The organism is Bacillus sp. K7 (assembly GCF_053903245.1).
On record NZ_CP096406.1, the window covers coordinates 3,068,597 to 3,086,370 of the forward strand.

At 44.8% G+C, this 17,774-nt stretch carries 18 protein-coding genes; 8 read left to right on the plus strand and 10 right to left on the minus strand.

All coding sequences use genetic code 11. The annotated features are described in order from the left end of the window. Positions 1-28: 28 nt before the first annotated feature. The 3 genes from M1D98_RS15755 to M1D98_RS15765 form a co-directional block, all read right to left on the minus strand. Complete coding sequence (locus tag M1D98_RS15755; RefSeq protein ID WP_082246356.1) at positions 29-856, minus strand: ABC transporter ATP-binding protein; 828 nt, start codon at positions 854-856, stop codon at positions 29-31. A gap of 218 nt (positions 857-1,074) precedes the next feature. Beyond that, positions 1,075-1,512 (minus strand): YusW family protein, encoded by a 438-nt coding sequence (locus tag M1D98_RS15760; RefSeq protein ID WP_010330026.1) that lies wholly within the window; start codon positions 1,510-1,512, stop codon positions 1,075-1,077. Between the two features lie 104 nt (positions 1,513-1,616). Further along, the gene (locus M1D98_RS15765; RefSeq protein WP_010330027.1) at positions 1,617-3,413 is read right to left on the minus strand and encodes a M3 family oligoendopeptidase; all 1,797 of its coding nucleotides are present in this window, start codon (positions 3,411-3,413) and stop codon (positions 1,617-1,619) included. Positions 3,414-3,545: 132 nt separating this feature from the next. On the opposite strand from M1D98_RS15765, the gene M1D98_RS15770 reads away from it, so the two are divergent. Both M1D98_RS15770 and mrgA read left to right on the plus strand, forming a co-directional pair. Further along, positions 3,546-4,388: an oxidoreductase gene (locus M1D98_RS15770; RefSeq protein WP_010330028.1), complete on the plus strand. Its 843-nt coding sequence runs from the start codon at positions 3,546-3,548 to the stop codon at positions 4,386-4,388. A gap of 89 nt (positions 4,389-4,477) precedes the next feature. Then, a complete protein-coding gene (mrgA, locus tag M1D98_RS15775) occupies positions 4,478-4,939 on the plus strand; it encodes a metalloregulation DNA-binding stress protein MgrA (RefSeq protein ID WP_010330029.1) in 462 nt (153 codons plus the stop codon). 42 nt (positions 4,940-4,981) lie between these two features. Here the strand turns inward: mrgA and M1D98_RS15780 are convergent, their stop codons facing one another. Further along, positions 4,982-6,358, minus strand: a complete 1,377-nt coding sequence (locus tag M1D98_RS15780; protein ID WP_121643252.1) for a S1C family serine protease — start codon at positions 6,356-6,358, stop codon at positions 4,982-4,984. Between the two features lie 277 nt (positions 6,359-6,635). Between M1D98_RS15780 and cssR the strand changes: the two genes are divergently transcribed. Both cssR and cssS read left to right on the plus strand, forming a co-directional pair. Beyond that, positions 6,636-7,313, plus strand: coding sequence for a secretion stress-responsive two-component system response regulator CssR (gene cssR, locus M1D98_RS15785; protein ID WP_010330031.1), 678 nt, complete (start codon positions 6,636-6,638; stop codon positions 7,311-7,313). Next, on the plus strand, positions 7,310-8,671 hold the full coding sequence (cssS, locus tag M1D98_RS15790; protein ID WP_010330032.1) for a secretion stress-responsive two-component system sensor histidine kinase CssS: 1,362 nt from the start codon (positions 7,310-7,312) through the stop codon (positions 8,669-8,671). The genes cssR and cssS overlap by 4 nt, the downstream gene beginning before the upstream one ends. Before the next feature lie 20 nt (positions 8,672-8,691). Here the strand turns inward: cssS and spxO are convergent, their stop codons facing one another. Next, positions 8,692-8,856 carry an anti-adapter protein SpxO gene (gene spxO, locus M1D98_RS15795; protein WP_003221681.1) on the minus strand — a complete coding sequence of 55 codons (165 nt, stop codon included), beginning with the start codon at positions 8,854-8,856 and terminating at the stop codon, positions 8,692-8,694. Between the two features lie 168 nt (positions 8,857-9,024). Here spxO and M1D98_RS15800 point away from each other — a divergent pair, with 168 nt between their 5' ends. Further along, a complete protein-coding gene (locus tag M1D98_RS15800; protein ID WP_121643254.1) occupies positions 9,025-9,900 on the plus strand; it encodes a TetR/AcrR family transcriptional regulator in 876 nt (291 codons plus the stop codon). Positions 9,901-9,939: 39 nt separating this feature from the next. Here M1D98_RS15800 and fumC read toward each other — a convergent pair whose 3' ends face one another. Continuing rightward, on the minus strand, positions 9,940-11,328 hold the full coding sequence (fumC, locus tag M1D98_RS15805) for a class II fumarate hydratase (RefSeq protein ID WP_121643255.1): 1,389 nt from the start codon (positions 11,326-11,328) through the stop codon (positions 9,940-9,942). 67 nt (positions 11,329-11,395) lie between these two features. Continuing rightward, the gene (locus tag M1D98_RS15810; protein WP_456279708.1) at positions 11,396-11,581 is read right to left on the minus strand and encodes a YvzF family protein; all 186 of its coding nucleotides are present in this window, start codon (positions 11,579-11,581) and stop codon (positions 11,396-11,398) included. A gap of 118 nt (positions 11,582-11,699) precedes the next feature. Here M1D98_RS15810 and M1D98_RS15815 point away from each other — a divergent pair, with 118 nt between their 5' ends. Genes M1D98_RS15815 through M1D98_RS15825 form a run of 3 tightly spaced genes read left to right on the plus strand, consistent with a single transcriptional unit; the run spans position 11,700 to position 15,332 of the window. Continuing rightward, on the plus strand, positions 11,700-13,148 hold the full coding sequence (locus M1D98_RS15815; protein ID WP_121643256.1) for a spore germination protein: 1,449 nt from the start codon (positions 11,700-11,702) through the stop codon (positions 13,146-13,148). Then, a complete protein-coding gene (locus tag M1D98_RS15820) occupies positions 13,117-14,214 on the plus strand; it encodes a spore germination protein (RefSeq protein ID WP_456279709.1) in 1,098 nt (365 codons plus the stop codon). Before M1D98_RS15815 ends, M1D98_RS15820 begins: the two co-directional genes overlap by 32 nt. After that, positions 14,211-15,332 (plus strand): Ger(x)C family spore germination protein, encoded by a 1,122-nt coding sequence (locus M1D98_RS15825; RefSeq protein ID WP_268523044.1) that lies wholly within the window; start codon positions 14,211-14,213, stop codon positions 15,330-15,332. Before M1D98_RS15820 ends, M1D98_RS15825 begins: the two co-directional genes overlap by 4 nt. A 7-nt stretch (positions 15,333-15,339) precedes the next feature. Here M1D98_RS15825 and liaR read toward each other — a convergent pair whose 3' ends face one another. The 3 genes from liaR to liaF are packed head-to-tail and all read right to left on the minus strand — an operon-like array spanning position 15,340 to position 17,757. Beyond that, positions 15,340-15,975, minus strand: a complete 636-nt coding sequence (gene liaR, locus M1D98_RS15830) for a two-component system response regulator LiaR (RefSeq protein WP_268523045.1) — start codon at positions 15,973-15,975, stop codon at positions 15,340-15,342. Beyond that, entirely contained in the window at positions 15,953-17,035 is a 1,083-nt protein-coding gene (gene liaS, locus M1D98_RS15835; RefSeq protein ID WP_456279710.1) for a two-component system sensor histidine kinase LiaS, read from the minus strand. Before liaS ends, liaR begins: the two co-directional genes overlap by 23 nt. After that, positions 17,032-17,757 carry a LiaRS two-component regulatory system accessory protein LiaF gene (gene liaF / locus M1D98_RS15840; protein WP_456279711.1) on the minus strand — a complete coding sequence of 242 codons (726 nt, stop codon included), beginning with the start codon at positions 17,755-17,757 and terminating at the stop codon, positions 17,032-17,034. The genes liaS and liaF overlap by 4 nt, the downstream gene beginning before the upstream one ends. Positions 17,758-17,774: the final 17 nt, after the last annotated feature.

The window sequence follows — 17,774 nt, forward strand, 5'->3', positions numbered from 1 at the left end:
TGAAAGCTCCTTTCGCTGGCATTATTGATTACCCATGTGATGTGAAAGCCGCTTCCTGGACAATGCATCTGCCCCTGCCGTGAGGAATGCAAAGAGGCGTTCCGAACAGCGGATCCTGTGTAACCTGGCAGTTCATAGAAAACACATTTTGCACAAGGTCACAGGTGATAACCTCTTCCGGACGTCCTTCAGCATAAATCCGTTTATCTTTTATGGCTACAAGGTGATGCGCGTAGCGGCATGCCAAGTTTAAGTCATGAAGAACCATCACAATCGTCCGCTCTTCCTTTTCATTCAGCTCAAACAGCAAATCAAGGATTTCAATTTGGTGCGTCATGTCTAAATACGTTGTCGGCTCATCCAGAAGGATAATATCCGTTTCCTGCGCAAGCGTCATCGCGATCCAAGCCCGCTGGCGCTGTCCTCCTGACAAAGAGTCGACGGCGCGGTCAGCCATGTCCTCAAGTTTGGTTGCTTTAAGCGCTCTCTCAACCGCTGCCTCATCCTCTTTTGACCACTGTTTCAGCCAATTTTGGTAAGGGTACCTTCCTTGCTTCACCAGCTGATGCACCGTCAGCCCCTCTGGAGCCGAAGGGCCCTGCGGCAGGATTGCGAGCTCTTTTGCGACTTCCTTCGTCGGAAGCTTGGCAATCGCTCTTCCTTCCAGCAGCACTGAACCGCCTCTCGGCTTCATCAGGCGCGCTAATGAACGTAAAAGTGTCGATTTTCCGCAGCCGTTGCTGCCAATAAATACGGTAATTTCACCTTTTGGAATGGTTAAATTCAACTCATCAATAATAACGGCATCCCCGTATCCTAAGCTCAGCGTTTCTGTAGAAATTGCACTCATACCCATAACCGCTCCTTTTTGCTGGCTTTTTAGCAGCACTATGTATTACACGTTTTCTATATATATGCGTGTGAAGTCAATTGTCATCAATGCAAGTGATTCGATATTCAGCCATTTTCATATGACCATATATCCCTCATTGTAGCAGAAAACAGTGACTTTGAAAATCATTTTCAATTAGTATTTTGGACATAATTGGCGTTTATGGGTTTTTCATCACAAGATCATTTCTTAATTTCTCTGACTGAGCCGTCCTTCAGCTTTAGTTTTAAGTCGATATGATCATAATGGCTGTCCAGATTAAACGCTGCCAGCACACTGTGAATCACTTCAGATTCAGCCATTTGCTCTGTTACGGAAAGCTCGCTCAGAATCATTTTCATCTCATCTAAGGCTTCTTCCCCCTCCTGCTTGACACCGGAGAGCTTATCCTGGATTTCCGCTGTTTCCTGAGTCCCTTTTTTTGTATATATGCCTTCATACCGATTATGCTCACCATCTCCGTAGCTCACACGGAGCGAAAAATCGCTGTAAGGAACAGACTTCAGCTGGGTGACGGCTGTATTTTCTCCTTCTGCCTGCTGCTTGTCTTCGTTGAGACGGCAGCCAGCAATCAGAACCATTGCGAAGCAAATAGCCCCGGCTGCTCTGATCAAACGCATATGTCTCCCCCCTGTAGGATTCCATTTGTTTTAGGTATGTCCAGAGAATGGAATCCTCATTCAGAGATGGATTGAAAAAGCCGAGGCGTATAACGCCACGGCTTTTAAGATTCAGTCATTTCCAAAAAGGCTTCCGCATCCCGCACGGCCAGCTTGATGGCATTCTCCCAGAAATCTCGCTTCGTAATGTCAGCGCCCAAATGCTTCATCGCCAAATCCTCCACGGTCATAGAAGCCGTATCCCGCAATAGCGCGGTATATTTCTCTTCAAACGCGTTTTTTTCTTCAAGCGCCAGTGCGTAAATGCCGAGAGAAAACAGGTAGCCGAACGTATAAGGAAAATTGTAAAACGGCACTCTCGTAATATGGAAGTGGAGCTTCGACGCCCAAAAGAGCGGATGGTACTCTCCTAATGAGTTGCAGTATGCCTCTTTTTGCGCCTCTTCCATCAGTTCATTCAAACGGGCGGCCGGGACGGCTCCCCGCTTTCGTTCTTCGTAAAATCTCGTTTCGAATAGGAACCTGGCGTGGATATTCATGAAGAACGCAACGCTTCTTTGTACTTTATCCTCGAGAAGGACAAGCTTTTCTTCCTTCGTCTCCGCCTGCTGAACAGTCGCGTCCGCCACAATCATCTCGGCAAACGTTGAAGCCGTTTCCGCTACGTTCATCGCGTAGGACCGGTTTAACGGCCTGACGTTGAGCATCGCTTCCTGATGGAACGCGTGCCCGAGCTCATGTGCAAGCGTTGATACATTTGAGGCACTTCCCGAAAATGTCATGAAAATCCGCGATTCCCCGCTGTCCGGAAAGCTCGTGCAAAAACCGCCGACTCTTTTTCCGCTCCTGTCTTCCGCCTCAACCCAACGGTCCCGAAACGCTTTTTCTGTGAAAGCGGACAGCTTTTTGCCAAACGTGGAAAATTGGCTGACAATGACATTTGCGGCTTCATCATATGAATACACCTTTCCATCAGATCCGATTGGGGCCTCAACATCGTACCAGCTGAGCTTTTCAAGGCCGAGCATGGACGCTTTGCGGTTCAAAAACTGAACGAACGGCTGCTTGTTTTCAGTGATGACCTGCCACATCGTATCCAATGTTTCTTTTTTCATCCTGTTGATCTGCAGCGGCTCCTTCAGGACATTCTCCCAGCCGCGCGCTTTATAGGTTTCAAGCCGGAACCCCGCCAAATGATTGAGTGTGCTGCTGAATAGATCCTGCTTGCTTTCCCACGCTTGATGCAAACGTTCATATATTGTTTTTCTGACAGCGCGGTCTTGATGCCCCATCACATTTTCCGCCTGACCGACAGACAATTGCTTATTCTCACCGTTTTCCTCATATGGTATGGTCATTTTCCCGACAACCATATTGTATAAGTCACTCCAAGCGTGATATCCGTCCACCGCAAGGTTTCCAATCAGTTTTTCTTTACCCGGGCTGAGCTTTTCGGCAACCCTTTGTCTTCTTTCATTTAATATGTACGATACATCACGTAATCCCGGTTTTGTTAACAATTCATTCCACACATCTTGTTCAATGGCCACCAGTTTATGATCTAAGGTGACGAGGGACGATTGGAATTCTGCGTTAAGCCGATTCATGAGTGACTGATGCTCAGCAGCCTTTTGATCACTGATATTCTGGGCCTGAAGGCAAGCAACAAAAGCACCAGCCTGCTGAAGTTTGACAGAAGTCTGTTCGAATAAATCTAGCAAAGCAATCATCGCTTCAGCGTCTTCAGGCGATTCAGGCACCTGAAACCCATCAGTCATCTCTTGAAATGCACGCAGACTTTGTGAAAGCTTTTCAATATATCCTTTAAATTCTGCTGATTGGCTCCCGCCCTTAAAAAACGAATCCAGATCCCATCTTTGGTCTATCCCTTGCAGCGCCATTATACAAAACCCCTTTCCTCTTTCGTCTTATTATAGAACAATTCTGAATTATTGTATAAAAATTTCTTTTATAGGGGTCATTTTCCGTTCATGATTGTACAATAGCTGTAGCAGGTAAATAGGAGGTATACAATGAATAAAAAAATCGCGATCGTAACAGGAGCTTCAAAAGGCTTTGGCCAGCTGGCAGCCGTAAAGCTCGCCAAGACATTTTTTGTGATTGCCACAACAAGACAGCCTGAGAAAGCTGAACAGCTTCGGGAGTTGGCCGCAGCCCACCATGTAGCTGACTCTATCCACATTACCGCTCTCGACGTCACCGATGAACATTCGATAGCCTCATTCGGAAAAGCCATTAGCGCTTACGCTCCTATTGATCTTCTCGTCAACAACGCCGGAGCCGCTTATGGAGGATTTGTCGAGGATGTGCCGATGGACCATTTCAGACAACAATTTGAAACGAATGTCTTCGGAGTAATCCATGTGACAAAAACCATTCTGCCTTACATAAGAAAGCATGGCGGAGCAAAGATTATAAACGTGAGCAGCATCAGCGGCCTGACCGGATTTCCCGCACTGTCGCCTTATGCATCCTCCAAGCATGCATTGGAGGGTTTTTCTGAGAGCCTGCGTGTGGAGCTGCTTCCGTTCGGTATCCACACCGCTTTGGTCGAGCCCGGCTCATACAAAACGTCGATCTGGTCCACCTCTTTATCACATTATATGTCGGTGCCTGCTGACGATTCAGCCTATCATCAATACTATAAAAAGATCCTTTCCTACGTTGAAAAAAACGCGGACGAAAGCGGAGATCCCCAAGAAGTTGCCGACCTTATTTATCAATTGGCAACAAAACAGCACATAAAGAAATTGCGATATCCGATCGGAAAAGGCGTCAAGCTCACCTTGTTATTCCGAGCGCTTTTTCCTTGGTCTGCATGGGAGTCTATCCTAAAGAAAAAACTATTCAGATGATCCAAATTATAATTATTATAATTTAGTATTGATTTTTAATTGATACGTGGTATAATTAAATTAACAGATCACAAGGAGGACGTTATCTTATGAAAACTGAAAACGCAAAAACAAACCAAACATTAGTTGAGAATTCAATGAACACACAATTATCAAACTGGTTTCTTTTATACTCTAAGCTCCACCGTTTCCATTGGTATGTGAAAGGGCCGCATTTCTTCACATTGCATGAGAAATTTGAAGAATTGTACGACCATGCGGCGGAAACAGTTGATACTATCGCTGAGCGCCTGCTGGCAATCGGCGGCCAGCCTGTAGCCACATTGAAGGAATATACTGAGCATGCATCTATCACTGACAGCGGAAACGAAACATCAGCATCAGAAATGGTACAAGCATTGGTAAACGACTACAAACAAATCAGCAGCGAATCTAAATTCGTAATCGGCCTGGCTGAAGAAAATCAAGACAACGCGACAGCGGACTTGTTTGTCGGATTAATTGATGAAGTTGAAAAACAAGTGTGGATGCTTTCCGCTTACTTAGGATAAAAAAAAGCTGAACCCTTTTCGGGTTCAGCTTTTTGATTACTCCTAACTTGAGCTGCTTTCTGTCTGCTTGGTCAGAGTCACATTCAAGGTTTCGGTTTTTCCGTTTCGAAGGACTTGTATGGTTGTTTTGTCTCCGACTTTCAAGTCCTTGTAAAGGATCTGACGGATATCCGCGCTGCTTTCCACGTCTTTCCCGTTTAGTTTGACAATGACATCCTCAGATTTGATACCGGCTTTGGCCGCTGGTGAATGTCCTTGAACTTCTTTTACATACACACCTTTGCCTAATTGATCTCCAAACAGGCCAAGCGTATTTTCCTGATAGGTTTGAGGAACTTGTGACATGTCAATCATTTGCACGCCTAAAAACGGACGTTCTACCTTTCCATTTTCAAGCAGCTGGTCAACAATCGGCTCGACATCATTGCTCGGGATCGCAAATCCAAGTGATTCTACGCCGCTCTCGCTCACCTTTAAGCTGTTGATGCCGATCACTTGGCCGCTCGCGTTGATTAACGGGCCTCCGCTGTTCCCTGGATTGATCGCTGCGTCAGTTTGCAGCACGTTCATTTCCACCTTGCCTTGTGTGGTATCGACATCAATTGTCCGGTTCAGACCGCTGATGATGCCTTGTGTCACCGTACCGGAAAACTGCTGTCCGAGCGGATTTCCGATGGCGATGACCTTTTCGCCCGTGCGCAGCTGTGATGAGTCACCGAAGCTCGCGACTTTTTTGATGTTCTTGCCGCTGATCTCCAGAACAGCCAAATCGGTTATCGCATCGCTGCCGACAAGCTTGGCACTTTCCGTTTCTCCATTATATAACGTGACCGTCAGCTTATTCGCCCCTTCAACGACATGATTATTTGTAATGATATACGCTTTATCACCGTCTTTGTTGAAAATGACGCCTGATCCGGTTCCGCTTTCACTTTCCGAGCTGGAGCCGCCTCCTGTGCCGAAAGTGTTATTTTGCGAGGTTTGGATATTTGAGATTCCGACAATCGTCGGCTCTAAATCCTCTACCATATCAGCGACGTTTGAAGCGTTTGTGATCGGTGTCGTTGTAAAATGATCTGACTGTACCTGTTTATTCGCGGAAGCGGTCTCCGTCGTCTGATCTTGGTCTGACGGCAGATAAGGCGCGATGCCGAGCATCAGGCCGCCGCCGATAATCCCGCCCAAAATCGGGCTCAGCCATGCGGCTTTCCTTTTCTTTTCTTTTTTCACAGCTGTTTCTTTCTTCTCCATTTCTAAAGAGGAAGCCGTTTCTTTCCGTCCCGCTTCATACGAAACAGGCGCGTCAAGCAATTCCTGTTCAGGATGGTCAATCTGCTGCCGGTTTTCTGAATTCTGATGTTCTGTATGTGAATATTCTGTTTGATGTTGGTCGTTTTGATCATCACGTCGATAATCCATGTTCCTACACTCCTTTAACGGTTTTTCATTTATCGTTACATCGTCAACGCATGTACAAGTTCAATTGTCCCAATGATGAGGATAAAAGCAAAGCACCAAAATACAATATGTTTGATCATCCTGCATCTTCCTCGCTCTTTTTCTCTTCCTTTCTTCCCTTATACACATCATAAACAAACATTGTGGGATAAAAATGAAAAGAATATGTGAAATTATGAAAATGGCCTGCCGTATGTTAAAACTAGTTTATAATGACGTTGAAAGGATGTGAAGAGCCTTGTCATACACCATTTATCTAGTTGAAGATGAGGATAACCTGAACGAACTGCTGACGAAGTATTTAGAAAATGAGGGCTGGAACATTACATCTTTTACGAAAGGTGAAGACGCCCGAAAGAAAATGACGCCGTCTCCCCACCTCTGGATTCTCGATATCATGCTGCCGGATACCGACGGCTATACATTAATAAAAGAAATCAAAGCGAAAGACCCTGACGTGCCGGTCATTTTTATTTCCGCCCGAGATGCAGATATTGACAGAGTACTTGGTTTAGAGCTTGGCAGCAATGACTATATTTCAAAGCCATTCCTGCCGCGTGAGCTGATCATACGTGTCCAAAAGCTGCTTGAGCTCGTTTATAAGGAAGCTCCACCTGTACAAAAACATGAAATCGCCGTCTCCTCGTATCGGGTCGCTGAAGACGCCCGCGAGGTCTATGATGAAAACGGAAAGTTGATCAATTTGACAACGAAAGAATTTGATCTGCTCCTGTTATTTATCCATCATAAAGGACATCCATACTCGCGTGAGGATATTCTCGTAAAAGTATGGGGGCATGACTACTTTGGAACAGACCGGGTTGTTGATGACCTCGTCCGGAGACTGCGCAAAAAAATGCCTGAATTGAAGGTCGAGACGATTTACGGATTCGGCTACAGGATGATGACATCATGAAAAACAAGCCGCTTTCGTTTCAAATATGGGTTGTCATATCCGGCATCCTGTTAGGGATATCCATTTTGCTGCTTGTGTTATTTTCAAACACGCTGCGCGATTTCTTCACCAATGAAACGTATGCGACGATTGAAAATGAACAGCATGTTCTGACGGAGTACCGCCTGCCAGGTTCTATTGAAAGGCGCTATTACAGCGAGGAAGCCACGGCGCCGACAACCGTCCGCTCCGTCCAGCACGTGCTCCTGCCTGAAAATGAAGCTGCCTCCTCAGATAAGGATGTAAGCATTTTGTCGTCTTCGTTCATCCATAAGGTGTACAAGCTGGCCAATAAACAAGCGGCCGAAAAGAAACGGTACAGCGCAGACGTCAATGGAGAGAAAGTGTTTTTTGTCATCAAAAAGGGGCTTTCCGTTAATGGTCAATCAGCTATGATGCTCTCTTATGCGCTTGATTCTTATCGGGACGATCTGGCCTATACGCTATTCAAACAGCTTTTGTTTATTATAGCTGTTGTCATTTTATTAAGCTGGATTCCGGCCATTTGGCTTGCGAAGTATTTATCAAGGCCCCTCGTGTCATTTGAAAAGCACGTCAAACGGATTTCCGAACAAGATTGGGATGACCCAGTGAAAGTGGACCGGAAAGACGAGATCGGCAAGCTGGGCCATACCATCGAAGAGATGCGCCAAAAGCTTGTGCAAAAGGACGAAACGGAAAGAACCCTTTTGCAAAATATCTCTCACGATTTAAAAACACCGGTTATGGTCATCAGAGGCTACACACAATCGATTAAGGACGGGATTTTTCCTAAAGGGGATCTTGAAAATACAGTAGATGTCATTGAAGGCGAAGCCCTTAAGCTGGAGAAAAAAATAAAGGATTTATTATATTTAACGAAGCTGGATTATTTAGCGAAGCAAAAAGTGCAGTACGATATGTTCAGTATCGTGGAAGTGACAGAAGACGTCATCGAAAGACTGAAGTGGGCTCGAAAAGAGTTATCGTGGGAAACTGATGTAGAAAAAGACATTCTGATGCCGGGCGATCCGGAGCAATGGAATAAACTTCTCGAAAATATTTTGGAAAATCAAATCCGCTACGCTGAGACAAAAATAGAAATCAGCATGAAACAAGATGATCGGAATATTGTGATCACCATTAAAAATGACGGCCCGCATATTGAAGATGAGATGCTCTCCAGCCTCTATGAGCCTTTTAATAAAGGGAAGAAAGGCGAATTCGGCATTGGTCTCAGCATCGTAAAACGAATTTTAACTCTTCATAAGGCGTCTATCTCAATTGAAAACGACAAAACGGGTGTAACATACCGAATAGCAGTGCCAACTAGACTGTAATTGTTTTTGCAGTCTATTTTTTATGTGAAAGAGTAGCCGTTAAAATCTCTGTAATTTGTTTTGAGCGGCTGTTTGCACTGATGAACCCATTTTTTCTCTGACAATGTCTGCTTCGGATATTTGACTTTCTCCACTTTAATTCCTCTGTTTCGCAAGCGGCTGATCATTTCGTCCAATTCTCTCATTTTAGATTCACCCTTTCGCTTGAGCTTTGACCGTTTGGTCATCTCAATTTATAATATAAATAATACATCATAAAAAAACAAGTTACAATAAGGTTAATTTTATAACAGAAGGTGTGACTATATGGTCATATCCTCATGAGGCCTCCGGGCTCCGAAAGGGTGGAACCATTGAAGGAAAAAGAAAAGCTGATTATTGAAACAGCCTTAAAACTATTTGCCCAAAAAGGATACAATGCAACATCAGTTCAAGAAATCGCAAAAGCATGCAAAATATCCAAAGGCGCTTTTTATATTTATTTTCCTTCGAAAGAAGCGCTTCTTCTGTCTATGCTGAACTACTATTACGATAAAACGTTTACCCGAATTTTAGATATTCAAACGAAAGGCGACAGCCCAAGAACGGCTTACCGCAAACAGCTGACCGTGCTCTATGAAAACATTCTGGAACACAAGGATTTTATCAGCATGCAGATGAAGGAAGGCTCTCTGCCTTACACAGAGGAGGTGGAGCAATACGCCAAAAAAATCCGGCAGTCCTCACTTCAATTTCATATCGACAGCCTTCTGAACATTTACGGAAAAAAGGCGGAACCATATACTGCAGAACTTTGTTTCTTAATAGAGGGCATCAGCCAGATTTACCTGGAATGCTTAATCCTGCTCGGCTACACTGTGAAGCCTGACCAATTAGCTGATATCATGATGAATAGAATTGATGACATGGTAAAAGGCATGGCTGCACGAAACGATAAGCCTTTCATCACGTTGGAAGAAGCAAGCTCTTTATTTGGGCCTCTTACGCACGGACGGCCTGATCCGCTGACTGAATCGATTATGAAAAGCCTTCGTGACAAATTGAACAGCTTACACACAAACTCCTCTCTTGAATTATCGGAGAGCTTGGACATACTTGAAGCAGAAATGCAGAAAAAAACACCGAAGCTGGCGATCATAAAAGGAATGATCCATAATCTGACGGAGTGTGAAGCCCTCGCCAAAGATGCGGAGCAGCTGAAATATCTGTTACATCAGCAATATATTTAGAAGAACGGCTGCTTCAACAGCAGCCGTTTTTTCTGTCTATTACGCTTTTGGTTTTACCATATCTTCCGGCTTCACCATTTCGTTAAATTGCTCCTCTGTCAGCAATTCAAGCTTCAAAGCCGCTTCTTTCAGCGTCAATCCTTCTTTATGGGCAAGCTTGGCGATTTTCGCCGCGTTTTCATATCCGATATGCGGATTCAACGCCGTCACAAGCATTAATGAATTGGACAGGTTTTCCTGAATGGTTTCTTTGTCAGGCTCAATGCCGACCGCACATTTATCATGGAAGGAAGTCATGCCGTCGCTCAGCAGCTGCACAGATTGCAGGAAGTTGTAAATAATCACAGGCTTAAACACGTTCAGCTCAAAGTTCCCCTGACTCGCCGCAAAGCCGATTGTCGCATCGTTCCCCATGATTTGGGCAGCAATCATTGTCAATGCTTCACTTTGTGTCGGGTTGACTTTACCAGGCATAATGGAGCTGCCCGGTTCATTTTCAGGGATGGCGATCTCCCCGATGCCGCAGCGAGGTCCGCTCGCAAGCCATCTGACATCGTTTGCGATTTTCATTAAGTCAGCCGCAAGCGCTTTTAACGCACCGTGTGCATACGTGATTTCGTCATGGCTTGTCAGCGCGTGGAATTTATTCGGCGAGCTGGTGAACGCTTGGCCGGTCAGGTTTGAGATCTCTTCTGAGACAAGCTCTCCAAACTCTGGGTGAGCGTTAATTCCTGTTCCGACAGCCGTCCCGCCGATTGCAAGCGCACGCATTTTTTCTGTCGCTTCCAAAATCATTTCCTTCGAACGGTCCAGCATGAAAACCCATCCGCTGATTTCCTGTCCGAGCGTCAGAGGCGTAGCATCCTGAAGGTGCGTGCGTCCGATTTTAACAATATCGTTGTAGGCTTTCGCTTTTTCATCCAATGTATGGCGAAGCTGGTCAAGCGCCGGCACAAGCTGCTCGTAAACAGCCAAGACAGCGGCCACATGCATCGCAGTCGGGAATGTGTCGTTTGAGCTTTGGCTCCGGTTCACGTCATCATTTGGATGAATCGTTTGATCAGAGTTTTTTTCTTTTAATAGAGCAGTCGCGCGGTTGGCGACCACTTCATTCATGTTCATATTGCTTTGTGTGCCGCTTCCAGTCTGCCAAACGACTAGCGGGAAGTTGTCATCGTATTTGCCTTTGAGCACATCATCACAAACCGCTGCAATCGCCTCCGCTTTTTCCGCATCCAAATTGCCAAGGCGTTGATTAGCGAGTGCTGTGCTTCGTTTTAATATTGCAAACGCCTTCACAACACGCATCGGCATTTTTTCAGAACCGATCTTGAAGTTCTCCTTGCTTCGCTGTGTTTGGGCGCCCCAAAATTTATCAGCAGGAACTTTCACTTCTCCCATGGTGTCTCGTTCAATTCTGTATTCCATTTATGTATCCCTCCATAACGGTTGCTTCACTAGATCATAATTCGCCAGTGACACAAAAAATCCTTTTTTATTTTTCTATCTTGGCTGATTTTAATTTTAATTCGAGATATACACGGGAATCCTTTGAATATTTGTACTTTGGATTCGTCCTGCCGTACTCCTTTGATGTATAGGAAACTTCGTAATTTTTTTCAAAAGATTTGATGAGCTGTTCGATTTCTTCTAGTTTTCCTGCAAGTCTTACCTGTGCCACTATTCATATCCTCCGCTTTCATAAAAAACTTCTGCCACGAAATACTGTAACACAGTATATCATTTTTTTAACAGGAAAAGATAACCTCTACTAAGGTTTTAGACAAGAGGTGACCTCGTTGGAACAAACAGAGTTTAAGGAATATATACACGATAATTTGGCATTGGTGCTTCCTAAATTAAAAGAAAACGATGATCTCGTAAAAAACAAAAAAATGCTCTCCAACGGGCTTGTTTTTTACTATCTGTATTTTAGTGAATTGAATGATCAGCATAAGGTTGCAGAATCGATAAAAATCTTAATCAAAGATGAGGAGACTCTCACGCTTGACGAGGTCAAAAAACGACTTGACCAGCTAGATGCAAGACCCGTTAAAACCGCGAAAAAAGCGGTTGAATCTATTTTAAGCGGCAATTGCGCTGTGTTTATCAACGGATTGGACAATGTCTATATTCTGTCTACAGGAAAGAAAAAAACGAGAAGTTTGGCAGAGCCGACAACTGAAAAAGTCGTTCGCGGCCCAAAAGTGGCGTTTGTAGAAGATCTCAATACAAATCTCGCGCTGATCAGACAAAGAACCTCTCATCCGAAGTTAATCACCAAAAAAATCATGATCGGCGATAACAAGCTGAAACCTGCAGCCATTATGTACATAGAGGGGAAAGCAAAAAAGTCCGTCATAAAAGAAGTGAAAGCGCGGCTTAAAAATGTCCAGCTGGAGGATATCCAAGACAGCGGAACACTCGAGGAACTTATTGAAGATAATAAATATTCGCCGTTTCCGCAGATTCAAAATACGGAAAGGCCTGATAAGGTATCGTCAGCCCTGTTTAACGGCCGAGTGGCCATTTTGGTCGATAGTTCACCATTTGTCCTGCTGGTGCCGGTTTCTCTCGGCGTACTGATGCAATCCCCGGATGACTACTATGAGCGCTGGATATCAGCATCGCTGATCCGATTGCTGCGTTTTGCTTCTATCTTCATTACCTTGTTTTTGTCATCTATTTATATCGCGCTCGTGTCCTTCCATCAAGGGCTGCTGCCGACCGCGCTCGCCGTCACGATTTCGGCAAATAGGGAAAACGTGCCGTTCCCTCCGATATTTGAAGCTCTGCTGATGGAAGTAACCATCGAGCTGTTAAGGGAAGCCGGGCTCCGCCTTCCCAATCCGCTCGGCCAGACGATCGGCCTCGTCGGGGGTGTTGTTATCGGACAGGCGGCGGTAGAAGCGAGTCTCGTCAGTTCGATTATGGTGATCGTAGTCAGTGTCATTGCTCTTGCATCCTTTACCGTTCCTCAATACGGGATGGGCCTGTCTTTTCGGGTGCTGCGTTTTATTTCAATGTTTTGCGCCGCTATTCTTGGGCTGTACGGAATCATTTTATTTATGCTTGTCATTTATACACACCTAACGAGACAAACAAGCTTTGGATCTCCGTATTTTTCTCCAAACGGGTTCTTCAGTTTGAAAAATACGGATGATTCCATTATCCGTCTCCCAATTAAAAACAAACCAAAAGAGGCGAATAATCCAAATGAGCCAAAAACAGACTCCACTGAAACTTAATACTTTCCAGGGAATTTCGATTATCGCGAATACAATGCTAGGCGCCGGTCTATTAACATTGCCGAGAGCGCTGACGACTAAGGCCAACACCCCTGACGGCTGGATTACGCTCATTTTAGAAGGCGTTATATTCATTTTTTTCATTTATTTAAATACCCTCATTCAGAAAAAACATCAGTATTCTTCTCTGTTTGAATATTTGCGGGAAGGGCTCGGGAAATGGTTCGGCAGCATCATCAGTCTTTTGATCTGCTGTTATTTTATTGGGGTAGCCAGCTTTGAAAGCCGGGCGATGGCTGAAATGGTCAAATTTTTCCTGCTGGAGAGAACGCCGGTTCAGGTGATTATTTTGACGTTTATCGCTTGCGGCATCTATTTAATCGTCGGGGGATTAAGTGATGTATCGCGATTATTCCCCTTTTATTTAACCGTTACGATTATTATTTTGCTGATTGTATTCGGGATCAGCTTTAAAATTTTCGACATTAATAATTTGCGGCCTGTTTTAGGTGAAGGACTTGGCCCCATTGCCAATTCACTTACTGTCGTCTCCATCTCGTTTTTAGGTGTGGAAATTATGCTGTTTCTTCCCGAACATATGAAAAAAAAGAAATATACATTCAGATATGCATCTTTCGGCTTTTTGATTCCTATTGTGTTATATATCATTACGTATATTATCGTTGTCGGGGCTTTGACCGCTCCTGAGGTGAAGACGCTCATCTGGCCGACCATTTCTCTCTTTCAGTCCTTTGAGCTCAAGGGCGTATTCATTGAGCGGTTTGAATCGTTTTTACTGATCGTGTGGATTATTCAATTTTTCACAACGTTTGTCATTTATGGCTATTTTGCCGCTACTGGGTTGAAAAAGACGTTTGGACTATCGACTAAAAAAAGCATGGTTCTTATTGGCGTGGCTGTCTATTACTTTTCGCTATGGCCGGGTGACACAAATGAAGTCATGATGTACAGCGATTATCTCGGGTACATTTTCGTCGGCCTGTTCGTGCTCCCTTTCATTCTCTTTTTCATCGTCGCTCTCAAAAGGAGGATTACAGCAAAATGAAAATCCGGATTTTAAGTATGTTCATGTGCGTTCTTTTGCTGTCCGGATGCTGGGACAGCCGGAACATCGAGGAATTAAGCTTGGTGATTGGTGTGGGCTTAGATAAGCCGGATGATGAAAATTTAGAACTGACACAGCAGATTCTCGTGCCGAAAAAGATCAGCACCCAGGAAGGCTCTCCACCTGATCCAACACAGCTTTCTGTCACAAAGGGTGAAACTGTCCATCAAATGACCAGAACATCTGCATTAAAGCATAATCCTACGTTTCCTCAGCATTTGCGAGTCATTCTTTTTTCCAAGGACGTCATTTCTGACAATATCGGTATGGACGCGCTGATTAATCAGTTTGTCAGAGACAACGGGACCCGGCGAAGCTCGTATGTCTTTGTGACCGATGGCCGCACGAAGGATATATTTAAGATGAGTGATGGAGGAGAGCCCGCATCTAATGTGATTTATGATCTGACAGGAAATAATAACGTGACAATTAAAATGATGAACCCTGTTACATTGGGGGAGGTATCGGAGCATTTGACATCTGATGATTCGTTTCTCATTCCGCATGTCGGTGAGGAAAATGGCAAGCTTGCGATTAACGGGGCTTCGATCATTAAAAACAAATTTTGGGTGCGAAATTTAACACCGGGAGAAGTTCAAAATATTAACTTATTTACAGGCACAGTCGAAGGCGGTGTGATCGACTTGAAGCACAAAGGCAACTTCTTTTCTTATGAAGTGTATTCAAGCAATCGCAAGATCAAAACAATCTACAAAGACGGAAAGTTCAAATTTATCGTGACACGCAATATTGAAGGGCGTTTATCCGAGGACTGGAACCCCAATGAAGATTCGTTTAAGGATTCATATATAAAGGAAATTGAAAAGGCAGTCGTCAAACGATTAAATCAAACCGTAACGTCGTTTATTACAGGCAAGCTGCAAAAAGAGATCAAAGCAGACGTAACCGGTCTGGGAAACGAGGTCAGAATTCATTATCCTCAAAAGTGGAAAGAAATATCCAGAAAATGGGACGATGAATATTTCAGCAATGCGGAAATCGACTATCGCGTCAATGTCATTATCAGAGACTTTGGGACAAAAGGCGCGACCAAATAGCATTCGCCTATTTGACGAGATTGTTTCGGTGGGCGTACACCGCTGCCTGCGTCCGGTCACTGACATCCAGCTTTGATAGTAGATTGGTGATATGGGTTTTGACTGTTTTAATGGTGATAAACAGTTCTTCGCCGATTTCTTTGTTTGTCTTTCCTTCTGCGATCAGGCGGAGAATTTCGAGCTCCCGTTTTGTCAGTGATTCATGCGGGAGCGTGTGTTCACCAGAGTGGCGCAGCCGGGACAATACTTTTCCCGCCACTTTTGATTCCAGCTTTGGCTCTCCCTTGCTTGCGGCGCGGATCGCATCGGCGATATCCGCCGCTTTTGAGGTTTTCAATAAATAGCTGAGCGCGCCCGCTTCAATGACCGGATACACTTTGTCATCATCTATGAAGCTTGTGAGCACAATAATTTTCGGATCAGGAATCTCCCGGCAAATTTGCTTTGTAGCTTCAATTCCATCCATGCCCTCCATGACAAGATCCATTAAAATGACATCAGGCGACAGTTCGGCAGCAAGCCGCACGCCTTCGCGGCCGTCAGACGCTTCACCGATGACTTCAATATCAGGCTGCGCCTCTAAAAAAGCCGCTAGCCCCATTCTGACCATTTCATGATCATCAATCAATAATACTCGAATCACGTTCGTTCTCTCCTTTTTCTTCCGGGAAAATCGGAACCTTCACTTCGATTTGTGTACCTTTTCCTTCTACTGAAATGACTTCGGCAACCCCGCCAATTTCGCTTGCGCGTTCTTTCATAGAGTTCAAGCCATATGAGGATGCTTTCACCTGGTCCATTGTAAAGCCTTTTCCATTATCAATGACCTTCAGCCGGAGCTGATTGTTCTTTACACCCAGAATGACGGATACCTTTGAGGCTTTTGAATGTCTGAATACATTTGAAAGGGCCTCCTGAACGATCCTGAACAAATGGTCTTCCATCCCCTTGGATATCGGCGTGTCCTGAATATCCCACTCAATTTCCAGCGGCTGTTTCTTCCCGAACTCGTCCAAAAGCTCCGTAAGCCCCTCTTTCAATCCTTTTCCTTCCAGGGTAACAGGCCTTAAATGAAGCAGCAGCGCCCTCATTTCATTTTGGGCTTCCCCTGCCATATGCTCGACCAGCTTGATCCGTTTGACCGTTTTATCGTCAGCATCCTTGACGTGTTCCAATACAGCCGATGTCATCATCGATATCGCAAAGAGCTGCTGGCTGACCGCGTCATGAAGATCTCTTGCCAATCGCTGGCGTTCTTCTGATATCACCGATTTCTTCATTTGCGCCTGCCATTCCGCGCGTTCATTGGAAAGTTTCTGCAAGGAAGCGACTTGAAGCTCCACGCGCTTCGCCATTTCATTCAGCTGATCGGCAGCCAGGCCGATTTCATCATCTCCAAGCGGCGGTATTCGATAAGCGAAATTGCCGTTTTCAAAGGTTAAAATCGATTCGACTAATGTATCAACCCTTGTCTTCAGCCTGTTGCCGTACATATACCCCGAGGCAAAACCCACCGTCACGCTGATCAGCAGCAATATCAGGATAAACGGAATTCCAAACCAGCTTGAAGACAGCAAAACAAGCGGATCGAGCCGATAATATACCATCATAAAGGAGATCATGCAGGCAAAAAGGAGCAAGCTGATTCCCGTTGTCATGCGGATGGCACGCCACTGGAGACTGGCAAGCTGTTTTTTTCTCATACGTACTTCACATCCACATCACCGATAAATAAGGAGACGGATACCTTCACTCGGCGCTTTGATTCGCTGAAATCAGGTGACACGGTATATACCTTCGTGCTTAAACCGCTTTTCTTCGAGCCGATCAGATTAATATCACCGATAAAAACGGCCGAGCTGACAGCCACTTCAAGGTCTGACGGCACATAAACATCAACGTTTCCAATGACGCCGCTAATGACGATTGTACTTTCTCCTTCGGGAATCATCGCTTTAGACAAGTCGATTTTGATATCTCCGATAAAACCGGAGATATTGAGATCATTCAGGTCAAACGGCTGCTTCATCATTTGCAGCTCCCCGATAAAAAAGCTGCGCATGTCGGGATGTTTCTCATCTTTTGGCGGCTCGTGCCGTTCTTTTTTAGTGAGATCGACCCGTTTCTCATTCGGTTCAAATATCGGTTTTCCTTTGATAAGCCTATAGCCGGCGTAAATCAGAAAGGCGGCAAACGCATAGCCGAATAAATTAAAGGTGATGCTGAAGAGGTTTTTCAAAAATAAGAATGCGGCAAAGATGTACATGACGGAACCGAGCCAATCACGGGAATATTTTTTCAAGAAATAGCCGGCAATCAGAAAAAAGAGCGGCCAAAACAGCAGATCGCCTATTCCGATAATTTGCAAAAACATGCTGATGCCGAATAAAGCAATGATCAATCCGAGAAGCTGTTTTTTTGTCATTCCTGGTGTCCGCCTCC

Bases quoted from the DNA above. Each gene is read 5' to 3' on its own strand.
- liaS (WP_456279710.1), bottom strand. From the start codon at position 17,035: ATGAGAAAAAAACAGCTTGCCAGTCTCCAGTGGCGTGCCATCCGCATG.
- M1D98_RS15825 (WP_268523044.1), top strand. From the start codon at position 14,211: ATGAAAATCCGGATTTTAAGTATGTTCATGTGCGTTCTTTTGCTGTCC.
- M1D98_RS15755 (WP_082246356.1), bottom strand. From the start codon at position 856: ATGGGTATGAGTGCAATTTCTACAGAAACGCTGAGCTTAGGATACGGG.
- M1D98_RS15770 (WP_010330028.1), top strand. From the start codon at position 3,546: ATGAATAAAAAAATCGCGATCGTAACAGGAGCTTCAAAAGGCTTTGGC.
- M1D98_RS15765 (WP_010330027.1), bottom strand. From the start codon at position 3,413: ATGGCGCTGCAAGGGATAGACCAAAGATGGGATCTGGATTCGTTTTTT.
- liaF (WP_456279711.1), bottom strand. From the start codon at position 17,757: ATGACAAAAAAACAGCTTCTCGGATTGATCATTGCTTTATTCGGCATC.
- spxO (WP_003221681.1), bottom strand. From the start codon at position 8,856: ATGAGAGAATTGGACGAAATGATCAGCCGCTTGCGAAACAGAGGAATT.
- M1D98_RS15760 (WP_010330026.1), bottom strand. From the start codon at position 1,512: ATGCGTTTGATCAGAGCAGCCGGGGCTATTTGCTTCGCAATGGTTCTG.
- M1D98_RS15780 (WP_121643252.1), bottom strand. From the start codon at position 6,358: ATGGATTATCGACGTGATGATCAAAACGACCAACATCAAACAGAATAT.
- fumC (WP_121643255.1), bottom strand. From the start codon at position 11,328: ATGGAATACAGAATTGAACGAGACACCATGGGAGAAGTGAAAGTTCCT.
- mrgA (WP_010330029.1), top strand. From the start codon at position 4,478: ATGAAAACTGAAAACGCAAAAACAAACCAAACATTAGTTGAGAATTCA.
- M1D98_RS15820 (WP_456279709.1), top strand. From the start codon at position 13,117: ATGAGCCAAAAACAGACTCCACTGAAACTTAATACTTTCCAGGGAATT.
- cssS (WP_010330032.1), top strand. From the start codon at position 7,310: ATGAAAAACAAGCCGCTTTCGTTTCAAATATGGGTTGTCATATCCGGC.